Below are 21,000 nucleotides of genomic sequence, written 5' to 3' on the forward strand. Positions count from 1 at the left end.
TGTTTTTGCGCCCCCACCCTCTTTCGTCTTGTCAAGGCGTCTTTCCAGCCTTGACAAGACGAAAGAGGGTGGGATAATTGGCGCAACCGGGGGTTAGCCCTCCAGCAACCCCGAATCGGCCTCCACAGCCCGAAAACACGTAACCACGTGATCATCCACCATCCCCGTGGCCTGCATCAACGCATAAGCCGTGATAGGCCCAAAAAACACAAACCCCCGCCGCTTCAACTCCTTAGCCATCGCCTTCGACTCAGCAGTCACAGCAGGCACATCCGCCAGAGTCGCAGGCCGCACCCGCCCCTCCCCCAACGGCGCAAACGACCACAACAACTCATCAAACGGCTCCCCCAGATCAACAACAGCCTGGGCATTCCGCACAGCCGCATTGATCTTCGCCCGGTTCCGAACGATGGACGCGTCCCCCATCAACCGCTCCACGTCGTCATCCCCGTACTCAGCGACAACAGCGGGCTTGAACCCCCCAAAAGCCCGCCGAAACGCCTCCCTCTTCCGCAAGATCGTGATCCACGACAACCCGGACTGGAACGACTCCAAGCACAACCGCTCGAACATCTCGCTCTCGCCACGAAGCTCCACCCCCCACTCCGTGTCGTGGTACTCCACGTAGTCGGGCGTCGAATCACCCCACGCGCAACGAACGATCACCGCCCGTACCCCTCAGCGAACCGCGCGAAAGCCGTCAACGACCTCCGCACTCCCCAAACGAACGCGGGCCTCACCAGAGGCCACCCCACCCGCCCCACAACCCCGAACGGCAACTCCAACCGCTCCACCCACACGAACTCCGACGCCGACTCCCCCACCGCCGACACCAAGAACTCCCCAGTCCCCCGCACAACCGCCCCGGTGTGCAGCACAACGCACCGCGAGGGCGGCTCCCACTCCGTAATACGCATCGTGTCCGTGAACCCCACCGGCCCAGCCCCGGTGAACGCCGCCAACGTCGACCCGACGCCTCGACCATCCCCACCGGTAACCCGCACCGACGTCCCGAGCATCCACTCGCCTTGGCGGGCCCAGTCCGTCATCGCGGCCCACGTCGTCTCAACAGACGCCGCAACGGGCACGCGGAGTTCCAGCTCGGTCACACAGACCCACCGTGCTGCGGAACGTGCTCAGGCTCCGGCTCCGAAGGAACCGGCTCACCCTCCAACTCCGCGATCCGGGCGTGCAGCTCGTCGACCTCGGCCGCCAAGCGCTCCAGCACCCAGTCGACCTCGGTCATCTTGTACCCGCGCAGCACCTGTTGGAATCGCAGGGTGCGCACGTCGTTCGAGGTCACGGGCCCCGGTGGGAGTCTGGTGGGGGACGCGCCCGGTGCCAGGGGTGCCAGCTCCTCGCCGCGGCCGAACACGAGCGCGGACAACAGGAACACCACGGCAGCCACGAGAACCATGACGACGAGGTAGATGAGCGCGGTGGTCACGGTGACGATCGTGGCACATCGCGGGCCATCAGACTGCGGACAACGCCAGACAGCGCTTCGCCAGGACGCCCACGCGGATGAAGACGACGTAGAACATGACTCCGGCGAGCAGCACCGGCGCGGGCATCAGCAGCCGCGGCGCGTCCAGGGTCGCGGTGCCGATGACGACCGACAGGTTGAACGCGATGCCGAGTCCGACGCAGCCGATGGCGACCCGTCCGCCGAGCCGACTGAGGGTCGTGCCGCTCACGCCGCGCCGGGACAGCACTCGGCCTGCCACCAGGGAGACACCGGCGATCGCGGTGATGATCCACGGCACGTAGCCGTTGCCCTGCGAGACGAACACGTACCAGTCGGGCGTGGGTCCGCCGTCGAACGACGACCACGGGCCGATCCAGAACATCCGGTTCAGCTCCCACAGCACGTACGTGAGCGGGATCAGCACCATGACGGTCCGCAGCATGGTCGCGGCGTGCGCGGCGGCCAGTTCGGCCTGGTAGCCGGGGGCCACGACGGCGAGCGGGCCGAACTCCTCGACCGCGAGGCGTTCGGCGTCCTCCGGGGACAGCCCGCCGTCGCGGTAGGAGTCGGCGGCGTCGGCGAGGCTGTCGCGGGCCTCGGCGAGCAGGTCCGCCTTCACGGCCGCCGGGCCGCGCAGCCGTCCGTCCAGCTCGTCGACGTACCGCTCGATCACGCCTGCTTCGGCCACGGGCCACCTCCGAGTACGCCTTCGATCGCGACCGTGAACTCGCGCCACGCGGCGCGTTCGTCCGACAGGGCCCGCTGTCCCGCACCCGTGAGCCGGTAGGTGCGCCGCTGCCGTCCCGCGACGGTGCTCCACTCGCTGGCCACGTGCCCGGCCCGTTCCAGCCTGCGCAGCGCGGGGTAGACGGTGCCGGTGGGGAGGTCGAGCGCGCCGCCGCTGCGGCGCTGGAGCGCCTCGATGATCGCGTACCCGTGCAGCTGGCCGCCGTCGAGCGTGGCGAGCAGCAGGGCGTCCAGGTGGCCGCGCAGCGCGTCGGACTTCATGAGTAGCGAGTCTACGGGTCCGTTCCAGGGCGGCCATCGGGGAAGTCCCCGATGTTAGGTAGTGAGCCTACGTATAGCGTGTCGACTCATGGACCCCCTCGGACTGGCGCGGACGCAGTTCGCCACCACCACCTCGTTCCACTTCCTCTTCGTGCTCCTGACCCTCGGGCTGGTGACGCTCGTGGCGGTCATGCAGACCCGGTTCACGCTCACCCGGACACCCGTCCTGGAGCGGATGACCCGGTTCTGGGGCCGGATCTACGTGGTGAACTACGCCCTCGGCATCGCGACCGGCATCGTCATGGAGTTCCAGTTCGGGCTGAACTGGTCCGGGCTCTCCACCTACGCGGGCGACGTGTTCGGCGCCCCGCTGGCGATCGAGACGCTGGTGGCGTTCTTCCTGGAGTCGACGTTCCTCGGCCTGTGGATCTTCGGCTGGGGGCGGCTGAACCGGTGGGCGCACCTGGCGCTGATCTGGCTGGTGACCATCACCGCCTACGCGTCGGCGTTCTGGATCATGGTCGCCAACGGCTTCCTCCAGCACCCGGTCGGCTACGAGGAGCACGACGGCGTGCTGCGGCTCGTCGACCTCGGCGCGCTGCTGACCAACCCGACGTTCACCGCCGCGTTCCTGCACGTCGTGGGGGCCGCGCTGACCGTCGGCGGGGTGTTCGTGGTCGGCGTCAGCGCCTTCCACTTCCTCCGGCGCACCCCGGAGGTCGACTTCTTCCGGCGGTCGCTGCGGCTCGGCGTCGTCACCACCGCCATCGCCACGCCGTTCCTCATCGGCGCGGGCATCGCCCAGTTCCCGGTGATCAACCACCTCCAGCCCGGCAAGATGAAGTCGATGCCGGGGCTGGGGATGCCCCTGTCGTTCATGATGCTCATCGGCGTCGTGCTGCTGCTGGCGAGCTGGACCACCCTGCCACTGCTGGCCCGCGACGCGATCGTCCGGCTGCGCTTCCCCTTGTACCTCATGGTGTTCTCCATCCCGCTGCCGTTCATCGCGGCCATCGGCGGCTGGGTCGTCCGCGAGGTCGGCAGGCAGCCGTGGCTCGTCTACGGCCTCCTGCGCACCGAGGACGCGATGTCACCCGTGAGCGCCACGAGCATGCTGATCTCGTTCCTCGCCTTCACCGGCGTCTTCGCCGCGCTCGCGGTGGCGGACTGGGTGCTGATCTCCCGCATCGCCCGGCGCGGCCCCGAACCCGAGACCGCGCCGCAACCCGTGTCCGCCCTCGCGCTGGCCCTGTGAAAGGGGAACGACCGTGGAAACGCTCTGGATCGTCCTGCTCGGCCTCCTGACCGCGGGCTACTTCGCGTTGGCCGGCTTCGACTACGGCACCGCGCTGCTGTTCCGGCTCCTCGGCCGCGACGACCGCGAACGGACCCGCGCGCTCGGCGCGATGACGCCGTTCGTGCTGGGCAACGAGGTGTGGCTGGTCGCCGCCGTCGGCGTCCTGTTCGGCGCTTTCCCCCGCCTGGAAGGGGAACTGCTGTCCGGTCACCACACCGTGTTCGTCCTGATCGTCACGGGCCTGGTCGTGTTCACCGCGTCCGTGCAACTGCGCGGCACGAACCCGGCGTGGGACGGGCCGCTGATCGCCGGCGCGCTGGCGGTCGCCATCGGCTGGGGCTGGCTGGCGGCCGACCTGACCGGCGCCCCGCCACTGCTGTGGGCCGCCGGGGTCGTGGTGCTGTTCGCGTTGCACGGCGGCACTTTCCTGGCGTGGCGACTGCCCGGCCACGCTGGACGACGCGCCCGTGTCCTGGCCCGGTCGCTGGTGCTGCCGTCCGCCCTGTTCGTGCCCGCCGTCGTCCTGCTCGCGGACCCGGTCCGGCACTCGGGGCCCGCGCTCGCCGGCGCGGTCGCCGTGCTGGTGCTGGTGCTCGGCGCGGGCGTGACGACCGGGAGGACGGCGTTCCTCTGCACGGCGCTGGCGTGCGCGCTGCCGATCCCGGTCGTGTTCGCCGCGCAGGGCGTGGTGGAGCCGGAGACCATGGCGCACGGCAACACACTCGCGGTGCTGACGCCGGTCGTGTTCGTGGTGCTGCCGCTGGTGCTGCTGTTCCAGTTCGCGACCTGGTGGATGGTCCGGGTGCGCCATGCGTGACCGCCGGTACCTGGCGGTGCTGGGCGCGTTCGCGGTCGCCACGGCGGTTCTGGTGCTGGCGCAGGCGGACCTGCTCGCAGGGCTGTTGAGCGGTGGCACCGGGATCCTGGCGCTGGCCGGGGTGGTCGTGGCTCGGGCGCTGCTGGTGTGGGCGCAGCGGGTGGTCACGCAGCGCACGGCGGCGACGGTGAAAGCCCGGCTGCGCAAGCAGGTCCTGGCCGCCGCCGTGACGCGGCGGGGCGACCGGGCGGGTGAGGTCAGCACGCTCGTGACCAGGGGGTTGGACGCGGTCGAGCCCTACCTGGCCGGGTACCTGCCGCAGCTCGCGGTGGCGGCGGTCGTGCCGCTCGCGGTGCTGGTGCGGCTGGCGTTCGCCGACCTCACCGCCGCCGTGACGATCCTGGTGACGCTGCCGCTGATCCCGGTGTTCGCCGCGCTGGTCGGCGCGCACACCAGGGACACCACCAGGGCGCAGTGGGCCGAACTGTCCACTGTGGGCGGTCACTTCCTGGACGTGGTCGCGGGGTTGGGCACGTTGAAGCTGTTCGGCCGCGCGGGCGCACAGGCCGCCGCCGTGCGTCGGATGGCGACCGCGCACGCCGACTCGACGATGCGGACGCTGCGCGTGGCGTTCCTCTCCGCGCTGGTGCTGGAACTCGTGGCCACGCTGTCCGTGGCGCTGGTCGCCGTGCCGGTCGGCCTCCGGCTGCTCGGCGGGGGCGTGGACCTGCGGATCGCGCTGCTGGTGCTGCTGCTCGCCCCCGAGGCGTACCTGCCGTTGCGGGCGGCCGGGGCGCAGTTCCACGCCAGCGCGGAGGGGTTGGCGGTGCTGGAGCAGGCTCCCGCGCCCCCGGTCGTGACGGCCGCCAGGAGGCCACCGGACCTGAGCCGGGCGACGGTCGTGCTGGAGGACGTCGGGGTGCGGACGGTGCGGGGCCTGACCCTGACGATCGCGCCGGGCGAGCGGATCGCGTTGGTGGGACCGAGCGGGGCGGGCAAGTCGACGCTGCTGTCGGTGCTGCTCGGGGAGGTCGTGCCGACGTCGGGACGGGTGCTGGTGGACGGCGTCGACCTGCGGGAGATCGACCGGGCGGCGTGGCTGCGGCAGCTCGCGTGGGTGCCGCAGACGCCGACGGTGTTCGAGGGCACGGTCGCCGACAACATCCGGATCGGCGGCCCCGGCGAGGTCGCCGCCGCCCACGCCGTCGGCCTCGGCGACCTCGTCGACGCCCGGCACGCCCTGTCGTCCGGGGAACGCCAGCGGGTCGCGGTCGCCCGCGCGCTCGTGCGGCCGTCCGCGCGGCTGCTGCTGTTCGACGAGCCGACGGCCCGGCTGGACAGCGGCACCGAGGCGACCGTGCTGCGCGTGACGCGAACGCTGTCCCGCGGCCGGACCACCGTCCTGGTGGCCCACCGGCCCGCGTTGCTCGACTTCGTCGACCGAGTGGTGGAGATCCGATGAAGCGCTTGGCACTGGCCGCTGTCGCCGCCGTCCTGGCCGAGTTGGCCGGGGTGGCGCTGATGTCCACCGCGGTGTGGCTCATCGTCCGCGCGGCCGACCAGCCGCCGATGTCGGCGCTCACCGTGGCGATCGTGGCCGTGCGAGCGCTGGCCCTCTCCCGCGGCGTCCTCCGGTACGCGGACCGCCTCGCGGGCCACGACGCCGTGCTGCGCTACCTGGCCGACCTGCGCGGGCGGGTCTACGAATCCCTGCTGCGCCACCCGGTCCGCAAGCACAGCGGCGACCTCGTGACCCGACTGGTGTCCGATGTGGACGCCGTGCAGGACGTGGTCCTCCGCTGCCTGCTGCCCGCGTGCGTGGCGGGTCTGGTCGGTGTCGCCGCCATCGCTGTGGAGCCCGTCCTGGTGTTCCCCGTGCTGGTGCTGGGCGTGCTGCTCCCGCTCGGGGCGTTCCTGGTGGCCGACCGGCACCTGCACGCCGTGGCACCCCTGCGGTCCCGGCTGGCCGAGCGCACGGTCACCCTCGTCCACGGCGCGGCCGAACTGACCGCGTTCGGCGTGGCGGAAGCGGAACTGGCCAAGTCCGACGCCGTGATCACCGACATCGCCACCCGCGAACGCCGTGCGGCGACCCGCGCCGCGGCCCTGTCGGCGGCGGCCGTGCTCACCCAGTTCGGCACAGCCCTGACGTTGCTGGCCACCGGCTCACCGGCGTGGCTCGTGCTCGGCGCGGTGGCCGCCCTGGAGGTGTTCCTGCCGCTCACCACCGCCGCCCAGCGCTGGGCCGAGGTCCGCGGCTCCGTGGCACGCGTCCGCGAACTCCTGGCCGCCCGCACCGTCCCGACCACCGGCGAACCCCTCCCGCCGGGCAGGCGGATCGCCGTCGTCGGCCCCAGCGGCGCGGGCAAGACCACCCTCCTCACCCGCTTCGTCACGCCGGAAGCCCGAGGGGCGTTGGCCGACGCCCACGTCTTCCACACGACCGTCCGCGCCAACGTCCTGTTCGCCAAACCCGACGCCACGCAGGAAGAACTCGACCGCGCGGCGGCGATCACCGACCTCGACCTGCCGTGGGACACCGTCGTCGGCGAACACGGCACGGAGATCTCCGGAGGCCAACGCCAACGCCTCATCCTCACCCGAGCAGTCCTCGCCGCCCCACCGGTCCTCCTCCTCGACGAACCCGTGGAAGGCCTCGACCCCACCCACGCCGACGAGGTCCTGACCCGCGTCCTCACCACAGCCCCCAGCACGGTCGTCCTGGTGACCCACCGCCTGACCCCGCTGTCCCACCACCACTTCGACGAGATCCTCGTGCTGGACCACGGCGAGATCACCCAACGCGGCACCCACACCGACCTGGTCTCGACACCGGGCTACTACCGCGACCGGTGGGAGGACGAGGTCACGCCAGTGCGCGCAGCACGCGTGTAGGCGTGCGGGTTCCGGTGATCGACGCGACCATCTCCACCGTGCGGCGGGTCTGCCGGACCTCGTGCGCCCGGAACACGCGTGCGCCGGTCCACGCCGCCACGGCGGTCGCGGCCAGGGTCCCGTCGACCCGGTCGCCGACCTCCGCGCCGAGGGTCTCGCCGATGAAGTCCTTGTTGGACAGCGCCATCAGCACGGGCCAGCCCGTGGCGACCAGTTCGTCCAGGCGGCGCAGCAGTTCCAGGCCGTGCCAGGTGTTCTTGCCGAAGTCGTGGGTCGGGTCGATCAGCACCCCCGACGGCGGCACGCCCAGTGCCACCACGCGTTCCGCGTGCGCCACCAGTTCCGCCACGACGGAGGCGACGACGTCCGTGTAGCGGGCGCGGTGGGGGTCGGTGCGCGGGGGCAGGCCGCCGGTGTGGGAGCAGACGATGCCGACGCCGAACTCCGCCGCCACCTCGGCCAGCAGCGGGTCCGCGCCCGCCCACGTGTCGTTGAGGAGGTCGGCCCCCGCTCGGCAGACCTCGCGGCCCACCTCGTGGCGCCAGGTGTCGACGCTGATCACCAGGTCCGGGTGCCGCTCCCGGACCAGTTCGACGAACGGGACGACGCGGCGGGCCTCCTCCGCGGCGTCGACGACCTCGCCCTTCGCGCCCGCGCGGACGCCGCCGATGTCGACGATGTCCGCGCCGTCGGCCACGGCCCGGTCGACGGCCGCCAGCGCGGCGTCGTCGGCGAAGGTCGCGCCGCCGTCGTAGAAGGAATCCCTGGTCCGGTTGACGATCGCCATCACCAGCGCGCGGTCGTCCGGGGTCTCGCGTGTACCGAATCGCACTCGCTTCACAAGGTCCGATGGTGCCACGAGGCGTTAAAAGTGAACTGGATCACAGCTATTGCTACTTGGAAGTAGCAACTGTTTACTCACGAGTAACCCACACGTGATCCAGGTCACGGTTCAACGGGAGGATCTCGTGCGCCGATCACTCGTCCTGCTCCTGACCACGCTCCTCGCCATAGGCCTGCTCACCCCTGTCGCGCAGGCCGCCGGCTTCACCACCACCTACCGGACCATCCCCGGCGCGGGCGGCACGCCCATCCGCGCCTTCGTGATCGAGCCGACCGGCCGCGGCAGCGGACCGTTCCCCCTGCTGGTGCTGCCGTCGAGCTGGGGCGTCAACAACATCGAGTACGTCGGCGCCGCCGCGAAGTTCGCGTACGAGTCGGGGTACGTGGTGGTCAGCTACACCAGCCGCGGCTTCTACGACTCGGGCGGCGAGATCGACGTCGCGGGGCCGGACACGGTCGCCGACGTGAGCAGGGTGATCGACTGGACGATCGCCAACGCCAAGGGCGACGCCGCGAAGGTCGGCGTCGCGGGCATCTCCTACGGCGCGGGCCAAGCACTGCTGGCCGCCGCGGCGGACCCGCGGATCAAGGCCGTCGCGTCGCTGAGCACGTGGACGGACCTGGCCCGCTCGCTCTACCCCAACCAGACCGTGAACAGCCAGGCCGTCGAGGTCCTGCTGGCCGCGGGCAACCTCGTCGGACGCCCCGGCCCGGTCCTGCGCCAGGCCGAGGACGCCTACCGCAACGGCCGGTTCAGCGAGGTCGTCCCGATCTCCGAGTCGCGGTCGGCGGCCAACAAGGTCGCCGCCCTCAACGCCAACCGCACCGCCGTGATGATCGGCAACGCCTGGAACGACGGGATCTTCGCGCCCGGCCAGGTCACCGACCTGTTCGCGAAGCTCACCGGCCCCAAGCGGCTGATGCTGTCCCCCGGCGACCACGCCACCGCCGAGCTGTTCGGCGCGGCGGGCCTGCCGAACGAGATCTGGGACTCCGTCGGCCGCTGGTTCGACAAGCACGTGCGCGGCGTGGACAACGGCATCGACCGGGAGGACCCGGTCAACCTGAAGCCGAACAACGGGGGTGGCTGGCGCACGTTCCCCAGTTGGGCGGCGGCCTCGGCGGCGCAGGACACGCTCTACCTGACCGGCCCGTCCTGGGGCACCGGCTCGCTGTCCGCGGCCGCGGCCACGGGCTGGAGCAACCGGATCGTCGCGGGCTGGCCCACGGTCGCCGACAGCGGGACGATCCTGCTCAGCGGGGCTCTCCAGGGCTTCCTCAACATCCCGACCGGGGTGTCGACGCCGCTGGTGGACCGCAACGTCGCGGGCGTCTGGAGCGGCCCGGAGTACGCGAGGGCCACGACCGTGAGCGGAGCGCCGAAGCTGCACGTCACCGTGACGCCCAGCGCCCCGACCACCACCCTGTTCGGCTACCTCTACGACGTGGGCTCGTTCGGCCTGGGCGCGCTGGTCACGCACAAGCCGATCGCCCTGCGCGACGTCACCCCCGGCGTGGCGAGGACGCTCGACTTCGAGCTGGAACCGGTCCTGTGGAACGTCGCCGCGGGCCACAAGCTCGTGCTGGTGGTCGACACCGTCGACCCGCGCTACGGCACCGAGAGCACGCTCGGCTCGACCGTCACCTTCAGCTCCCCGGCGGCGGACCCGTCCTGGCTGCGGGTCCCTCGCGGATGAGCCTCTCGTCGGACGGCAGGGCGACCTCGCCCCTGCCGTCCGGCGGGCTCGTCCGCGCCAGCGCCAGCGCCACGTCCACCTGGTCCGAGTGGTGCAGGCCCGCCACCGCGTCCAGGTCGAACCACTCGGCCCGGTCCGACGACCCGCCGACCTCGAACCGCAGCTCACCGCCGATGACGCGGGCCTCGTAGATGATCCGCAGCCCGTGGAAGTCCACCTCTTCCCCGGTCCGCCGCTCGAACATCCGCCGCACCGTGTGCACCCCCAGCAGCCGCTGGACCTCGATCGCGTACCCGGTCTCCTCGTCGACCTCGCGGATCACCGCCTCGTACGGGTCCTCCCCGTGGTCGATGCCCCCGCCGGGCAGCGTCCACCGCTTGCCGGTCGGCCCGACCCACCGGGACAGCAGGATCTGCCCCTCCCGGACGCACAGCGCGTACGCGGCGACCCTGAGCTGCTTGGTGATCTCCACGGACACCATCCTGACAGCAGATGACAGCCATCGGTGTTTGGATCGGGGCATGACCACCCAGGTGAAGGCCACTTTCACGATCACCCGCTGGGACGAGACGGCGGCGGAACCCGGCGAGCCGAAGCTCGCCGAGGTCACCGTCGGCAAGACGTTCACCGGCCCGCTCGACGGCACGAGCACCGCCCGCCTGCTCACCTGCACGGCCGCGGACGGCGGCGCGGGCTACGTGGCGTCGGAGCGGTTCACCGGCAGCCTCGACGGCCGCGCGGGCACCTTCGTCCTCCAGCACGGGGCCACGATGTCCGCCGCGGGCCCGGCGTTCTTCGGCCACGTCGTCCCCGGTTCCGCGACCGGCGACCTGGTCGGCCTGACCGGCACGGCTCGCGTGGAGCACGAGCTGATCACCCTGGACTACGACCTTGGCTGACCACGTCGACCGCGCGCGGGTGCTCGCCTACCGGGTGGCGGCGCACCAGTTCGACCGCGCGTCGGAGGACCTGGACGTGTTCGACCTCGGCGTGCAGGACTCGGAGCGCTCGGCCGCCGCGGCGCTGGCCGCGCGGCTCGCCACCGACCCGGACCTCACCGCGTACTCGGCGACGTGGACCGTCCGGGGAGCCCCGCACCTGCACCGCCCGGCGGACCTGCCGACCCTGGCCGCACGGGTGTGGCCGCTCAGCGACGCCGACGCCGTGACCCGCATGTCCCGCCCGCGCGGGGTGGTGGAGGGCCGGGCCGCGCTGGCCTCGGTCGCCTCCGCGTTGCGGAAGGTCGTCACGTCGCCGATGACGAAGGGCGAGGCGAGCGGCCTCGTCACGCCGCTGATCCCGGAGGAGCTGACGGCGTGGTGCCGCGGCTGCGACACCGCCCACGTGCAGGACCTGATCTTCCGCTTGGCCGTGCTGCCCGCGGGCTTGGTCTTCGACGTCTCGCAGAAGACCGTCACCTTCAAGGCCATGCCCAAGCGCCGAGCCGTCCCGAAGGAGACGAAGGGCTTCACCGACCTGCTGCTCGCCTACCTCCGCCTGCACGGCCCCGCGGGCCCGTCCGAGGTGGCGAGCTACTTCGGCACGACGGCCACGGAGATCAAGAAGGTGTGGCCCGACGACCTGGCCGAGGTGTCCGTCGACGGCCGAAAGGCCTGGATCCCCCCGAACCGCCTGAAGTCCCTGCTGTCCCCGCCCGACCCCGACGTCGTCCGCCTCCTCCCCCCGCTCGACCCGTACCTCCAGGCCCGCGACCGCGACCTGCTGGTGCCGGACAAGGCGAGCCAGAAGGAGGTCTGGCGCATCCTCGGACGGCGTGGCGCGATCATGGTCGACGGCGAGATCACCGGGACCTGGCAGGTGAAGGCGTCGGGCAAGCGCCTGGACGTGACCCTGAACCCGTTCGGCGAACCACCGCCGTCCAAGGCGGTCGAGGAGGAAGCGCAACGGCTGGCGGCGGTGCGCGGGCTGGAGTCCGCGCGGGTCAGGTGAGGACGCGGATCGGCGACCCGTCGAGGAACGCGCGGATGTCCTCCACGGCCTCGCGGAAGTACACCTCGTAGTTCCCGTCGGTCACGTACCCGAGGTGCGGGGTGGCGAGCACGTTCGGCAGCCTGCGCAGCACGTGGCCGCGGGGCAGGGGTTCCTGGTCGAACACGTCCAGCCCCGCCCCCGCGATGCCGCCCGCCATCAGGACGTCGACCAGCGCGTCCTGGTCGACGATCGCCGCGCGGGACGTGTTGACCAGCAATGCCGTGGGCCGCAACGACTTCAGCACCGACGCGTCCACCAGGCCGCGGGTCCGGTCGCTCAGCACGAGGTGCACCGACAGCACGTCGCTGGCCGCGACCAGGTCCTCCAGCGACGACGCCAGCCGCACGCCTTCGGCGGAGGTCCGGTCCTCGGTCAGGTTGGCGCTCCACGCGACGACGTCCATCCCGAACGCCCGAGCGACCCTGGCCACCTGCACACCGATCTTGCCGAACCCCAACAGCCCCAACGTCTTCCCGGCGAGGCCGATACCCAGCGTGCTCTGCCACGGCCCGTCGGACCGCAGGGCGGTGTTCTCCACGACCAGGTGCCGGGCCAGTCCGAGGATGAGCGCCCACGTCAGCTCGACCGGCGCCCCGGACGTGCTCCCGGTGCCGCACACGGTCACCCCGGCCGCGGTGGCCGCGTCGAGGTCGACGGCCGCGTTGCGCATCCCGCTGGTGATCAGCAGCCGCAACGACGGCAGCCGCGCGAACAGCTCCGCGTCGAACGGCGTCCGCTCCCGCATGGCCACCACGACGTCCTGGTCGCGCAACGCCTCGACCACCGCGTCCCGCGACGGGAGGTGCTCGCGGTGGAAGGTCGCGTCGACCAGCGACCAGTCGGCGAGGGCGGAGGCGACGCCCTGGTAGTCGTCCAGCACCGCGCAGCGGAGTCTCATGTCCCCATGGTGCCGGTCGAACCCGACCGGCACCCGTCAGGGCGCGCCCTAGTTGTCCACGATCCCCACGGCGCCCAGCACGGCCTGCAAGCCGTCCTCGGCGATGTCGTGGTCGGTCTCCAGCACGGCCGTCACGGACGCCACGTCCGCCGACAGCCCGGCCGCCTTCGCCCACTCCACCACGGCGACCGCCAGCGCCGCCGCCCGCTCGGGCAGCGTCTCCGCCAGTTCCTCCGGGTCCGGCGCGGGCAGGCCCTCGGCCGCCGCCGCTTCCGCGTAGGCGACCTCGCCGAACACCCACTCCCACTGCTCCTGGCCGCCGTCCCAGCCGGTCACCACGCACATGTCGCTGTCGGCGACCGTCGCGGAGATGGCGGCGCCGGTCCCGACGAGCTGCACCAGCGGCTCCTCGTCCAGCACCGGGAACTCCCACCACTGCCAGCCCTCGACGGCGTCCAGCCGGTAGCCGTCGTCGAGTTCCTCGTCATCCCCGCGTCGCACGACGTAGGACGCCCACTTGCCCATCTGATGACTCTCCTCAGCTCGCGCAGGCGTCCAACGCCGTCGCCACGTCTCCGGTGATGGTCAGCGAGTCCAGCGCGGCGCGCGAGACGAATCCCCGGCCGCTCAGTTCGCGGACCCAGTCGAACAGGCCCCGGTAGTGGTCGTCGACGTCCAGCACCACGACCGGTTTGGTGTGCATGGACAGCACCCGTGATGTCCACATCTCGAACAGCTCCTCGCACGTCCCGATCCCGCCGGGCAGCGTGAGGAACGCGTCGCCGTGCGCCTCCATCAGCGCCTTGCGCTCGCGCATGGTGTCGACCACGACCAGCTCGTCCGCGTGGTCGTCGGCCAGTTCCGTGCCGACGAGCCCCTTCGGGATCACGCCGAGGGTCCGGGCCCCGCCCTCGCGGGCCGCGCGGGCGACCTCGCCCATCATCGACACGCTGCTGCCGCCCCACGTGAGCGACCAGCCGCGCGCCGCGAGCTGCGTGCCGACCTCGGCCGCCAGCTCGAGGTAGCTCGCCGGGACGTCCTTGCGCGATCCGCAGTAGACGGTGACCCTGGTCGTCATCAGTGCGCCTCGTCCCACGCCTTGTGGGCTTCCTGCACGACCCGCACCGCGTCGTCGATGTCGTCGGTGAGGTGCAGCAGCGCCAGGTCCTTCTCGCCGACCTTGCCGCTCGCCAGCACGGAGTTCTGGATCCAGTCGTACAGGCCCTGCCAGTAGGACCGTCCGAAGAGGACCACCGGGAACTTGGTGACCTTCTTGGTCTGCACCAGGGTCAGCGCCTCGAACAGCTCGTCGAGCGTGCCGAACCCGCCGGGCAGGCAGATGAACGCCTGCGAGTACTTGATGAACATCGTCTTGCGGACGAAGAAGTAGCGGAAGTTCACGCCGAGGTCGACGAACGGGTTGAGGCCCTGCTCGAACGGCAGCTCGATGCCGAGACCGACGGAGAACCCGCCCGCCTCGGAGCACCCGCGGTTGACCGCCTCCATCACGCCGGGGCCGCCGCCGGTGATCGCCGCGAACCCGGCCTTCGCCAGCGCGCCGCCGAGGTCGCGGCCGATCTGGTACTCGGGGTGGTCGCGCGGGGTGCGCGCGGAACCGAACACCGTCACCGCGCTGGGCACCGCCGCGAGCGCGCCGAAGCCCTCGACGAACTCGGCCTGGATGCGCAGGACCCGCCACGGGTCGGTGTGCACCCAGTCCGACGGCCCGCGGGAGTCGAGCAGCCGCTGGTCGGTGGTCGTGAGCTGGTCGCGTTGGCCGCGGCGCAGCGTCACGGGACCGCGCTGCCGTTCCGGCGGGTTCTCGTCGACAGAGTTGTTGTCAGTCATCGGCGGGATTCTAGGTGAGGAACACCACCGGGTGACCAACTCAGGTCAGGAAGCGCCGCAACACTTCCAGACACGTGGTGATCTGCCCGACCGGCACGTTCTCCTGCTGGGTGTGGGCCAGGGTCGGGTCGCCGGGACCGAAGTTGACGGCGGGCATCCCGAGCGCCGCGAACCGGGCCACGTCCGTCCACCCGAGCTTGCCCACGGGCGGCTTCCCGCCGGTCGCCGCGACGAGTTCGCGGGCGACGGGCGAGGACAGGCCGGGCAGTGCGCCCGCGGCGACGTCCGTGACCACGACGTCGAACCCGTCGAACACCTCGCGCAGGTGGGCTTCCGCGTCGGCGGGCGAGCGGTCCGGCGCGAACCGGTGGTTCACCGTCAGCACGCACGCGTCCGGCACCACGTTGCCCGCGACGCCACCGGCGATCTTCACCGCCTGGAGGCCCTCGCGGTAGGTGCAGCCGTCGATCTCGACGACGCGGGCCTCGTAGGACTCCAGCCGCCGCAACGCCTCCCCGACCGCGTGGATCGCGTTGACGCCCATCCAGCCGCGGGCGGTGTGGGCGCGGACGCCGGTCGTGCGGACCTCGACCCGCATGGTGCCCTGGCACCCGGCCTCGATGGAGGCGTTGGACGGCTCGCACACGATCGCCAGGTCGCCCGCCAGCCACTCGGCCAGCTCGCGCTCGACGCGCCCCAGCCCGTTGCGGGTCGCCTCGACCTCCTCGCAGTCGTAGAACACGAACGTCAGGTCGTAGCGGGGGTCGACGGCGGTGGCGGCGAGGTTCAGCATCACCGCGTCGCCGCCCTTCATGTCCACGGTCCCGCAGCCGTGCAGGACGTCGCCCTCGCGCCTGCTGGGCATGTTGTCGTTGATCGGCACGGTGTCCAGGTGCCCGGCGAGCACCACGCGGCGCTCCCGGCCGAGGGTCGTGCGCGCCAGCACCGCGTTGCCCGAGCGCACCACCTCCAGGTGCGGCGCCTGCTCGCGCAGCGAGCGCTCGACCAGGTCGGCGAGGTCGGCCTCGTCGCCGGAGACGCTGGGCACGTCCACCAGCGCGGCGGTGAGGTCAACGGGATCGGCGGAGAGGTGCAGGGTGTCGGCCACGGCGAGCACGTTACCGTTGGCGTCCGTGAGCACCGCAAACACGACCGGCGCGTACGGCGTCGGACTGGCAACCGTCACGCCCGATGGCACCGTCCTGGACACCTGGTTCCCGGCGCCGAAGCTCGGGGACCCGCCGTCGGTCGGCACGCAGCTCCTGTCGTCCGTCGACGTCGCGGGCGCCCTCGGCGAGGAGGCCGCGCACCTGCTCGGCGAGGACGAGGAGCGCGGCGTCGAGGTCATCGGCGTCCAGGTCTCCATCGCCTCCCTGGCCGACGCCCCGACCGACACCTACGACGTCTACCTGCGCCTGCACCTGCTGTCGACGCGGCTCGTGCGGCCGCACGGCCTCAGCCTCGACGGCCAGTTCGGCCTGCTGAACAACGTCGTGTGGACGAACTTCGGCCCGTGCGCGGTGGAGGGCTTCGAGCAGACCCGCCTGCGCCTGCGCACCCGCGGCGCGGTCACCGTGTACGGCGTGGACAAGTTCCCTCGGCTCGTCGACTACGTGGTCCCGTCCGGGGTCCGCATCGCCGACGCCGACCGCGTCCGCCTCGGCGCGCACCTCGCCTCCGGCACGACCGTGATGCACGAGGGCTTCGTGAACTTCAACGCCGGCACGCTCGGCGCGTCGATGGTCGAGGGCCGGATCTCCGCGGGCGTCGTCGTGGGCGACGGCTCGGACGTCGGCGGCGGCGCCTCGATCATGGGCACGCTGTCCGGGGGCGGCAAGGAGGTCATCTCCATCGGCGAGCGCTGCCTGATCGGCGCCAACGGCGGTGTCGGCATCTCGCTGGGCGACGACTGCGTCGTCGAGGCGGGCCTCTACATCACGGCGGGCACCAAGGTGTCGACCGCCGACGGCGAGGTCGTGAAGGCCGGGCAGCTGTCGGGCGTCTCCGGCCTGCTGTTCCTCCGCGACTCGGTCTCCGGCGCGGTCAAGGTCCTGCCCCGCAAGGGCACCGGCGTCGAGCTGAACGCCGCACTGCACGCGAACGACTGACCGGCGGGCGTGGTCGTCCCGGCCGGGACGACCACGCCTGACCACGCTCGACGGCGTCGAAGCCGAAGTGGGAGAAGTCGACCCGTGTGGAGGACCGCTTTCTCGCTAGAATGCTCGCGTGGGGCATGACGAGCAGCCGGGCAAGAACAGCGAACAGGTCTGGCAGTCGTTCCGCGACGCCCCGGACCGCGCGGGTGAGCTGGCGGGGTTGCAGGCGTTCTGCGCCGCCGCCCTCGACGAGCCGCGCCTCCGCGAGCTGTACCCGTTCACCAGCAGCTACCTGCTCGGATTCCGCCGGACGGTCGACTACACGCCGGGCGTCGGGGTGTGGGTCCAGCCGGTCGGCGGGAACCGCTACCAGGTGCGGGGACCGGAGCTGCGGGAGTACGGCGAGGCCGACGCCGCGGGCAGCGTGAAGATGGTGCTCAGCGCGCTCGACCACATCGAGGCGGCCAAGGAGGGCCGTTCCCGGCCCTCCTGACCACGTCAGGTCAAGCGTTCGGCGGCAGCGGCGATCCGCTCGTCGGTCGCGGTCAACGCGATCCGCACGTGCCGGTCGCCACCGGGGCCGTAGAACACGCCCGGCGCCGCGAGGATCCCTCGTTCGGCGAGCCACCCCACGGTCTCCCAGGCGTCCTCGCCACGGGTCGACCACAGGTACAGCCCGGCTTCGGAGTGGTCGACGGTGAACCCGGCCGACCGCAGCGCGGGCAGCAGCACCGCGCGGCGGGCCGCGTACCGGTCCCGCTGCACGGCGACGTGCTCGTCGTCCGACAGCGCCGCCGTCATGGCCTCCTGCACCGGCCGCGGCATGATCATCCCGGCGTGCTTGCGCAGCTCCAGCAGCTCGGCGACCAGCACCGGGTCACCGGCCACGAACCCGGCGCGGTACCCGGCCAGGCTGGAGGACTTCGACAGCGAGTGCACCGCCAGCAGCCCGTCCAGCGAGCCGCCGGACACCGCGGGGTCGAGCACGGACACCGGGGTCGCGTCCCACGACAGCGCCAGGTAGCACTCGTCCGACGCCACGACCGCGCCGACAGCGCGGGCAGCGGCGACGGCGTCCGCCATCGCGGACGCCGAGAGCACCCGGCCGGTCGGGTTCGACGGGGAGTTCAGCCACACCAACGACGTGCCCGCGGGCGGTTCCTCGCCGTCGGCCAACCGCACCACCGACGCGCCGGCCAGCAGCGCGCCGACCTCGTACGTCGGGTACGCCAGCTCCGGGATCGCCACGACGTCCCCGGCCCCGAGGCCGAGCAGCGTCGGCAGCCAGCCCACCAGCTCCTTGGAGCCGATCGTCGGCAGGACCGCGGCCGGGTCCAACCCGGTCAGGCCGTACCGGCGGGCCAACGACGCCACGGCGGCCGAGCGCAGCTCGGGCGTGCCGTGCGTGGTCGGGTACCCCGGCAGGTCCGCCACGGAGCTGAGCGCGGTCCGGATCAGCGGCGGCACCGGGTCCACCGGGGTGCCGATGGAGAGGTCGACCACGCCACCGGGGTGCGTGCGCGCCTTGGCGGCGTGGTCGGCCAACGAGTCCCAGGGGAAGTCCGGCAGCGCCGGGCCCCTGCGCGCCCGCGTCACTCGGAGGCTTGCGGGGGCAGTGCCTTGATCCAATCCGGGTCGGCGCTGGACTTGCCGACCTTGGAGGCGCCGCCGGGCGAGCCGAGTTCGTTGAAGAAGTCGACGTTGGCCTTGGTGTAGTCCTTCCACTCGTCGGGGACGTCGTCCTCGTAGTAGATGGCCTCCACCGGGCACACCGGCTCGCAAGCGCCGCAGTCGACGCACTCATCCGGGTGGATGTAGAGCATCCGGTCGCCTTCGTAGATGCAGTCGACGGGGCACTCTTCGATGCATGCCTTGTCGAGCAAGTCCACGCACGGCTGGGCGATCACATAGGTCACTGCGGTTCTCCTGCTCTTCCTGGTACACCGCGCAAGCCGCAGACTACGCGGCGAACGAGGCCAACTGCTGGTGAGGCTTGCCTTAGCGAACCCGCGCCCGGCTCCGCGAAATCCATTTTCGCGTACCGGGCAGGATGGTGGGGTGGATCCGGTCTTCGAGGTCGAGCGGCTGTGCGCGCGGGCGTGGCCCGCGGTGGTGGACGAGCCGCTGGGCGACTGGCGGATGCGAGCCGCGGGCGGGTTCACCGGCCGTGCCAACAGCACGCTGACCAGCGGCGACCCCGGCGTTCCCGTGCCGGAGGCGCTGGACCGGGTGATCGCGTTCGCGGCGGCGAACCGGATCAAGGCGACCGCTCACGTGGTACGTGATTCAGAGCACGAAGCCGCGATCGGATCGGCCGGATGGGTGGTCGACGAGGCCCATCCCGGCGGCGCCGAGTCCGGCGTCCTGGTGGGCGGGCTCGACGGGTTCCCCGGCGGGGAGGCGCCCGGCGTCTCCGTCTCCGACGTGCCCGGTCCCGGATGGTGGGAGTTGGCCGCCCAGAAATCGCCGACGCCCGAGCAGCGCCACGTTCTCGCTTCGGGGAGAGCTACGGGGTTCGGGTCCGTCGTGCGGGACGGCGAAGTCGTCGGCGTCGTCCGCGGGGCCGTCGCGGGTGATCTGCTGCACGTCGCCCGGCTCGCCGTGCGGCCGGAGCACCGCCGGGGCGGGCTCGCGCGGGCGATGCTGGTCGGGCTGGCGGCGTGGGGCGCGCGCAACGGCGCGACCCGGTGCGCGCTCCAGGTGGCCGAGCAGAACACCGCCGCGTGGAAGCTGTACACGTCGCTGGGGTGCGAGGTGCACCACCGGTACCGGTACTGGGTTCCCCGCCCGTCCTAGTGCGTGCTCTTGGGCACGTAGTTGCGGCCCATCGACGCCCCCACGGCGATCGCGCCGGGCAGCGCGCCCCCGGCCAGCAGGGCGAGGCTGCGCCAGTCGTTGGGCAGCATGACGTCGCCGCCGGGGCCGAACAGCCCGAGCACGATCAGCACCAGCAGCCACACCAGCAGCGGTGAGCTGGAGACCAGCAGCCCCCGTTGCAGGTCCGACGCCCACAGCACGAGCAGCGGCGTGGTCAGCACCGCGACCACCACGGCGATCGGGAACGGCCAGTCCGCGCCGACCTGGGGCAGCAGGGTGCCGTCGAAGCGGAGCGGCAGGTAGAACAGCTCCAGCACCGCCAGCACCAGTGCCTCGACCAGGAGCATGGGCAGCACCCACGGGCCCGGTTTGCGGTCAGCGCTCACGGTGTCACCCCAGTCCGCCGAACAGGTCGGTCTCGGCCCCCGCGCCGGACCCCTTGGCCAGCACGTAGAACTCGCCCCGCACGACCGGCTGGGCGATGCCGTTGGACAGGGCGTAGCTGGCGCCGCCCGCGCCGTCCTGCCAGACGCTCACCTGCGTCGAGTGCGCGCGCAGGGCGCGCAGCTTCGCGGACAGGTGGTCGGTGATGTCGACGGTGGTGGTGATGATCGCGTCGTCGGTGACCGGCAGCTCGTCGGGTTCCGGGAGGCGGAACGGGAGGTCCGGCAGGGCGGCCAGCGCCGCGGCGCCCCGGTCCGTGGCGTCCCGCGAGGTGACGGCGTAGAAGACGCGGTCGACGTCCGGGACGGCCGCGGTGGCGGCCATGGTGATCTCGTGCGCGCGGATGTGGTCCGGGTGGCCGTAGCCGCCGAACGCGTCGTAGGTGACGACGACGTGCGGCTTCACCTGGCGCAGGATGTCGGCCAACGTCGCCGCCTGCTCCTCGATGGACCCCTTGACGAACGCGCGCGGGTGGTCGTTGGACGGCACGCCCACCATGCCCGAGTCGCGCCAGCGGCCGATGCCGCCGAGGAAGCGGTGGTCGGTGACACCCAGCGCGGCGCACGCGGAGCGGAGTTCGGCGACCCGGTAGCCGCCCAGCTGGTCGGCGGCGTCCGCGGCCAGCTCGCGCAGGCCCGCGGGGATGATCTCGCCCTCCTCGCCCAGGGTGCACGTGACCACGGTGACGTGCGCGCCGGTGGCGGCGTAGCGGGCGATCGTGCCGCCCGTCCACAGGCTTTCGTCGTCCGGATGCGCGTGTACCAGCAGCAGTCTCGGCGGGGAGGTGAGCGTCACCGGATCAGCCTAGAGGGACTTGGGCACGGTCACATGACGGCACCGTCCCCGAATGCCGTCAGGGCCACCATAGCCTCGCTGTGGC

At 71.9% G+C, this 21,000-nt stretch carries 26 protein-coding genes; 10 read left to right on the top strand and 16 right to left on the bottom strand.

The window, feature by feature from the left end; all coding sequences use genetic code 11:
* Positions 1–93: 93 nt before the first annotated feature.
* From ACFWW9_RS35935 to ACFWW9_RS35955, 5 genes are read right to left on the bottom strand one after another with little or no spacing between them, the layout of a single operon-like run.
* Positions 94–666, bottom strand: coding sequence for a DNA-3-methyladenine glycosylase I (locus ACFWW9_RS35935; protein ID WP_390386770.1), 573 nt, complete (start codon positions 664–666; stop codon positions 94–96).
* Positions 663–1,109, bottom strand: a complete 447-nt coding sequence (locus ACFWW9_RS35940) for an SRPBCC family protein (protein ID WP_390386771.1) — start codon at positions 1,107–1,109, stop codon at positions 663–665. The genes ACFWW9_RS35935 and ACFWW9_RS35940 overlap by 4 nt, the downstream gene beginning before the upstream one ends.
* Complete coding sequence (locus tag ACFWW9_RS35945; protein WP_390386772.1) at positions 1,106–1,447, bottom strand: DivIVA domain-containing protein; 342 nt, start codon at positions 1,445–1,447, stop codon at positions 1,106–1,108. Before ACFWW9_RS35945 ends, ACFWW9_RS35940 begins: the two co-directional genes overlap by 4 nt.
* Positions 1,448–1,475: 28 nt before the next feature.
* Positions 1,476–2,156 (bottom strand): permease prefix domain 1-containing protein, encoded by a 681-nt coding sequence (locus ACFWW9_RS35950; RefSeq protein ID WP_390386773.1) that lies wholly within the window; start codon positions 2,154–2,156, stop codon positions 1,476–1,478.
* The gene (locus ACFWW9_RS35955; protein ID WP_390386775.1) at positions 2,138–2,476 is read right to left on the bottom strand and encodes a PadR family transcriptional regulator; all 339 of its coding nucleotides are present in this window, start codon (positions 2,474–2,476) and stop codon (positions 2,138–2,140) included. The genes ACFWW9_RS35950 and ACFWW9_RS35955 overlap by 19 nt, the downstream gene beginning before the upstream one ends.
* An 88-nt stretch (positions 2,477–2,564) precedes the next feature.
* On the opposite strand from ACFWW9_RS35955, the gene ACFWW9_RS35960 reads away from it, so the two are divergent.
* Genes ACFWW9_RS35960 through ACFWW9_RS35975 form a run of 4 tightly spaced genes read left to right on the top strand, consistent with a single transcriptional unit; the run spans position 2,565 to position 7,485 of the window.
* Positions 2,565–3,731, top strand: a complete 1,167-nt coding sequence (locus ACFWW9_RS35960) for a cytochrome ubiquinol oxidase subunit I (RefSeq protein WP_390386776.1) — start codon at positions 2,565–2,567, stop codon at positions 3,729–3,731.
* A gap of 13 nt (positions 3,732–3,744) precedes the next feature.
* On the top strand, positions 3,745–4,590 hold the full coding sequence (locus ACFWW9_RS35965) for a cytochrome d ubiquinol oxidase subunit II (protein WP_390386778.1): 846 nt from the start codon (positions 3,745–3,747) through the stop codon (positions 4,588–4,590).
* Positions 4,583–6,052 (top strand): thiol reductant ABC exporter subunit CydD, encoded by a 1,470-nt coding sequence (cydD, locus tag ACFWW9_RS35970; protein WP_390386779.1) that lies wholly within the window; start codon positions 4,583–4,585, stop codon positions 6,050–6,052. The genes ACFWW9_RS35965 and cydD overlap by 8 nt, the downstream gene beginning before the upstream one ends.
* Complete coding sequence (locus ACFWW9_RS35975; RefSeq protein ID WP_390386780.1) at positions 6,049–7,485, top strand: amino acid ABC transporter ATP-binding/permease protein; 1,437 nt, start codon at positions 6,049–6,051, stop codon at positions 7,483–7,485. Before cydD ends, ACFWW9_RS35975 begins: the two co-directional genes overlap by 4 nt.
* Here ACFWW9_RS35975 and folP read toward each other — a convergent pair.
* A complete protein-coding gene (gene folP, locus ACFWW9_RS35980) occupies positions 7,457–8,272 on the bottom strand; it encodes a dihydropteroate synthase (RefSeq protein WP_390386805.1) in 816 nt (271 codons plus the stop codon). The two genes, ACFWW9_RS35975 and folP, sit on opposite strands and share 29 nt — an antisense overlap.
* A gap of 181 nt (positions 8,273–8,453) precedes the next feature.
* Between folP and ACFWW9_RS35985 the strand changes: the two genes are divergently transcribed.
* Positions 8,454–10,025: a CocE/NonD family hydrolase gene (locus ACFWW9_RS35985; RefSeq protein ID WP_390386781.1), complete on the top strand. Its 1,572-nt coding sequence runs from the start codon at positions 8,454–8,456 to the stop codon at positions 10,023–10,025.
* Here the strand turns inward: ACFWW9_RS35985 and ACFWW9_RS35990 are convergent.
* Positions 9,976–10,506, bottom strand: coding sequence for an NUDIX hydrolase (locus ACFWW9_RS35990; RefSeq protein ID WP_390386782.1), 531 nt, complete (start codon positions 10,504–10,506; stop codon positions 9,976–9,978). The genes ACFWW9_RS35985 and ACFWW9_RS35990 overlap by 50 nt on opposite strands.
* Before the next feature lie 40 nt (positions 10,507–10,546).
* Between ACFWW9_RS35990 and ACFWW9_RS35995 the strand changes: the two genes are divergently transcribed.
* Both ACFWW9_RS35995 and ACFWW9_RS36000 read left to right on the top strand, forming a co-directional pair.
* Complete coding sequence (locus ACFWW9_RS35995; RefSeq protein WP_390386784.1) at positions 10,547–10,924, top strand: DUF3224 domain-containing protein; 378 nt, start codon at positions 10,547–10,549, stop codon at positions 10,922–10,924.
* Positions 10,917–11,975 carry a winged helix DNA-binding domain-containing protein gene (locus ACFWW9_RS36000; protein ID WP_390386786.1) on the top strand — a complete coding sequence of 353 codons (1,059 nt, stop codon included), beginning with the start codon at positions 10,917–10,919 and terminating at the stop codon, positions 11,973–11,975. The genes ACFWW9_RS35995 and ACFWW9_RS36000 overlap by 8 nt, the downstream gene beginning before the upstream one ends.
* Here the strand turns inward: ACFWW9_RS36000 and ACFWW9_RS36005 are convergent.
* Genes ACFWW9_RS36005 through dapE form a run of 5 tightly spaced genes read right to left on the bottom strand, consistent with a single transcriptional unit; the run spans position 11,968 to position 15,871 of the window.
* Complete coding sequence (locus ACFWW9_RS36005) at positions 11,968–12,915, bottom strand: D-2-hydroxyacid dehydrogenase family protein (protein ID WP_390386787.1); 948 nt, start codon at positions 12,913–12,915, stop codon at positions 11,968–11,970. The two genes, ACFWW9_RS36000 and ACFWW9_RS36005, sit on opposite strands and share 8 nt — an antisense overlap.
* A 48-nt stretch (positions 12,916–12,963) precedes the next feature.
* Positions 12,964–13,440 (bottom strand): hypothetical protein, encoded by a 477-nt coding sequence (locus tag ACFWW9_RS36010; protein WP_390386788.1) that lies wholly within the window; start codon positions 13,438–13,440, stop codon positions 12,964–12,966.
* 13 nt (positions 13,441–13,453) lie between these two features.
* Positions 13,454–13,993, bottom strand: coding sequence for a TIGR00730 family Rossman fold protein (locus ACFWW9_RS36015; RefSeq protein WP_390386789.1), 540 nt, complete (start codon positions 13,991–13,993; stop codon positions 13,454–13,456).
* On the bottom strand, positions 13,993–14,763 hold the full coding sequence (locus ACFWW9_RS36020) for a TIGR00730 family Rossman fold protein (protein ID WP_390386790.1): 771 nt from the start codon (positions 14,761–14,763) through the stop codon (positions 13,993–13,995). The genes ACFWW9_RS36015 and ACFWW9_RS36020 overlap by 1 nt, the downstream gene beginning before the upstream one ends.
* A 40-nt stretch (positions 14,764–14,803) precedes the next feature.
* Positions 14,804–15,871, bottom strand: a complete 1,068-nt coding sequence (dapE, locus tag ACFWW9_RS36025; RefSeq protein ID WP_390386791.1) for a succinyl-diaminopimelate desuccinylase — start codon at positions 15,869–15,871, stop codon at positions 14,804–14,806.
* Between the two features lie 16 nt (positions 15,872–15,887).
* Here dapE and dapD point away from each other — a divergent pair, with 16 nt between their 5' ends.
* Both dapD and ACFWW9_RS36035 read left to right on the top strand, forming a co-directional pair.
* Positions 15,888–16,871 carry a 2,3,4,5-tetrahydropyridine-2,6-dicarboxylate N-succinyltransferase gene (gene dapD / locus ACFWW9_RS36030; RefSeq protein WP_390386806.1) on the top strand — a complete coding sequence of 328 codons (984 nt, stop codon included), beginning with the start codon at positions 15,888–15,890 and terminating at the stop codon, positions 16,869–16,871.
* Positions 16,872–16,989: 118 nt separating this feature from the next.
* A complete protein-coding gene (locus tag ACFWW9_RS36035) occupies positions 16,990–17,352 on the top strand; it encodes a DUF6193 family natural product biosynthesis protein (RefSeq protein WP_390386792.1) in 363 nt (120 codons plus the stop codon).
* Positions 17,353–17,357: 5 nt separating this feature from the next.
* Here ACFWW9_RS36035 and dapC read toward each other — a convergent pair whose 3' ends face one another.
* Both dapC and fdxA read right to left on the bottom strand, forming a co-directional pair.
* Positions 17,358–18,455: a succinyldiaminopimelate transaminase gene (gene dapC, locus ACFWW9_RS36040; RefSeq protein WP_390386793.1), complete on the bottom strand. Its 1,098-nt coding sequence runs from the start codon at positions 18,453–18,455 to the stop codon at positions 17,358–17,360.
* On the bottom strand, positions 18,452–18,775 hold the full coding sequence (gene fdxA, locus ACFWW9_RS36045) for a ferredoxin (RefSeq protein WP_390386794.1): 324 nt from the start codon (positions 18,773–18,775) through the stop codon (positions 18,452–18,454). The genes dapC and fdxA overlap by 4 nt, the downstream gene beginning before the upstream one ends.
* A 142-nt stretch (positions 18,776–18,917) precedes the next feature.
* Between fdxA and ACFWW9_RS36050 the strand changes: the two genes are divergently transcribed.
* The gene (locus tag ACFWW9_RS36050) at positions 18,918–19,655 is read left to right on the top strand and encodes a GNAT family N-acetyltransferase (protein WP_390386795.1); all 738 of its coding nucleotides are present in this window, start codon (positions 18,918–18,920) and stop codon (positions 19,653–19,655) included.
* Here the strand turns inward: ACFWW9_RS36050 and ACFWW9_RS36055 are convergent.
* Together ACFWW9_RS36055 and mshB are read right to left on the bottom strand one after the other, a co-directional pair.
* Entirely contained in the window at positions 19,652–20,062 is a 411-nt protein-coding gene (locus tag ACFWW9_RS36055; protein WP_390386796.1) for a hypothetical protein, read from the bottom strand. The two genes, ACFWW9_RS36050 and ACFWW9_RS36055, sit on opposite strands and share 4 nt — an antisense overlap.
* A gap of 4 nt (positions 20,063–20,066) precedes the next feature.
* A complete protein-coding gene (mshB, locus tag ACFWW9_RS36060) occupies positions 20,067–20,915 on the bottom strand; it encodes an N-acetyl-1-D-myo-inositol-2-amino-2-deoxy-alpha-D-glucopyranoside deacetylase (RefSeq protein WP_390386797.1) in 849 nt (282 codons plus the stop codon).
* Positions 20,916–21,000 lie beyond the last annotated feature (85 nt).

It is taken from the genome of Umezawaea sp. NPDC059074 (assembly GCF_042738955.1).
In the GTDB taxonomy this organism is placed as follows: Bacteria; Actinomycetota; Actinomycetes; order Mycobacteriales; family Pseudonocardiaceae; genus Umezawaea.

What these genes read in the sequence shown, in the direction of transcription:
- ACFWW9_RS35955 (WP_390386775.1), bottom strand. Translation starts at nt 2,476, where the DNA reads ATGAAGTCCGACGCGCTGCGCGGCCACCTGGACGCCCTGCTGCTCGCC.
- ACFWW9_RS35960 (WP_390386776.1), top strand. Translation starts at nt 2,565, where the DNA reads ATGGACCCCCTCGGACTGGCGCGGACGCAGTTCGCCACCACCACCTCG.
- cydD (WP_390386779.1), top strand. Translation starts at nt 4,583, where the DNA reads ATGCGTGACCGCCGGTACCTGGCGGTGCTGGGCGCGTTCGCGGTCGCC.
- ACFWW9_RS35975 (WP_390386780.1), top strand. Translation starts at nt 6,049, where the DNA reads ATGAAGCGCTTGGCACTGGCCGCTGTCGCCGCCGTCCTGGCCGAGTTG.
- folP (WP_390386805.1), bottom strand. Translation starts at nt 8,272, where the DNA reads ATGGCGATCGTCAACCGGACCAGGGATTCCTTCTACGACGGCGGCGCG.
- ACFWW9_RS35990 (WP_390386782.1), bottom strand. Translation starts at nt 10,506, where the DNA reads ATGGTGTCCGTGGAGATCACCAAGCAGCTCAGGGTCGCCGCGTACGCG.
- ACFWW9_RS35995 (WP_390386784.1), top strand. Translation starts at nt 10,547, where the DNA reads ATGACCACCCAGGTGAAGGCCACTTTCACGATCACCCGCTGGGACGAG.
- ACFWW9_RS36005 (WP_390386787.1), bottom strand. Translation starts at nt 12,915, where the DNA reads ATGAGACTCCGCTGCGCGGTGCTGGACGACTACCAGGGCGTCGCCTCC.
- ACFWW9_RS36010 (WP_390386788.1), bottom strand. Translation starts at nt 13,440, where the DNA reads ATGGGCAAGTGGGCGTCCTACGTCGTGCGACGCGGGGATGACGAGGAA.
- ACFWW9_RS36015 (WP_390386789.1), bottom strand. Translation starts at nt 13,993, where the DNA reads ATGACGACCAGGGTCACCGTCTACTGCGGATCGCGCAAGGACGTCCCG.
- ACFWW9_RS36020 (WP_390386790.1), bottom strand. Translation starts at nt 14,763, where the DNA reads ATGACTGACAACAACTCTGTCGACGAGAACCCGCCGGAACGGCAGCGC.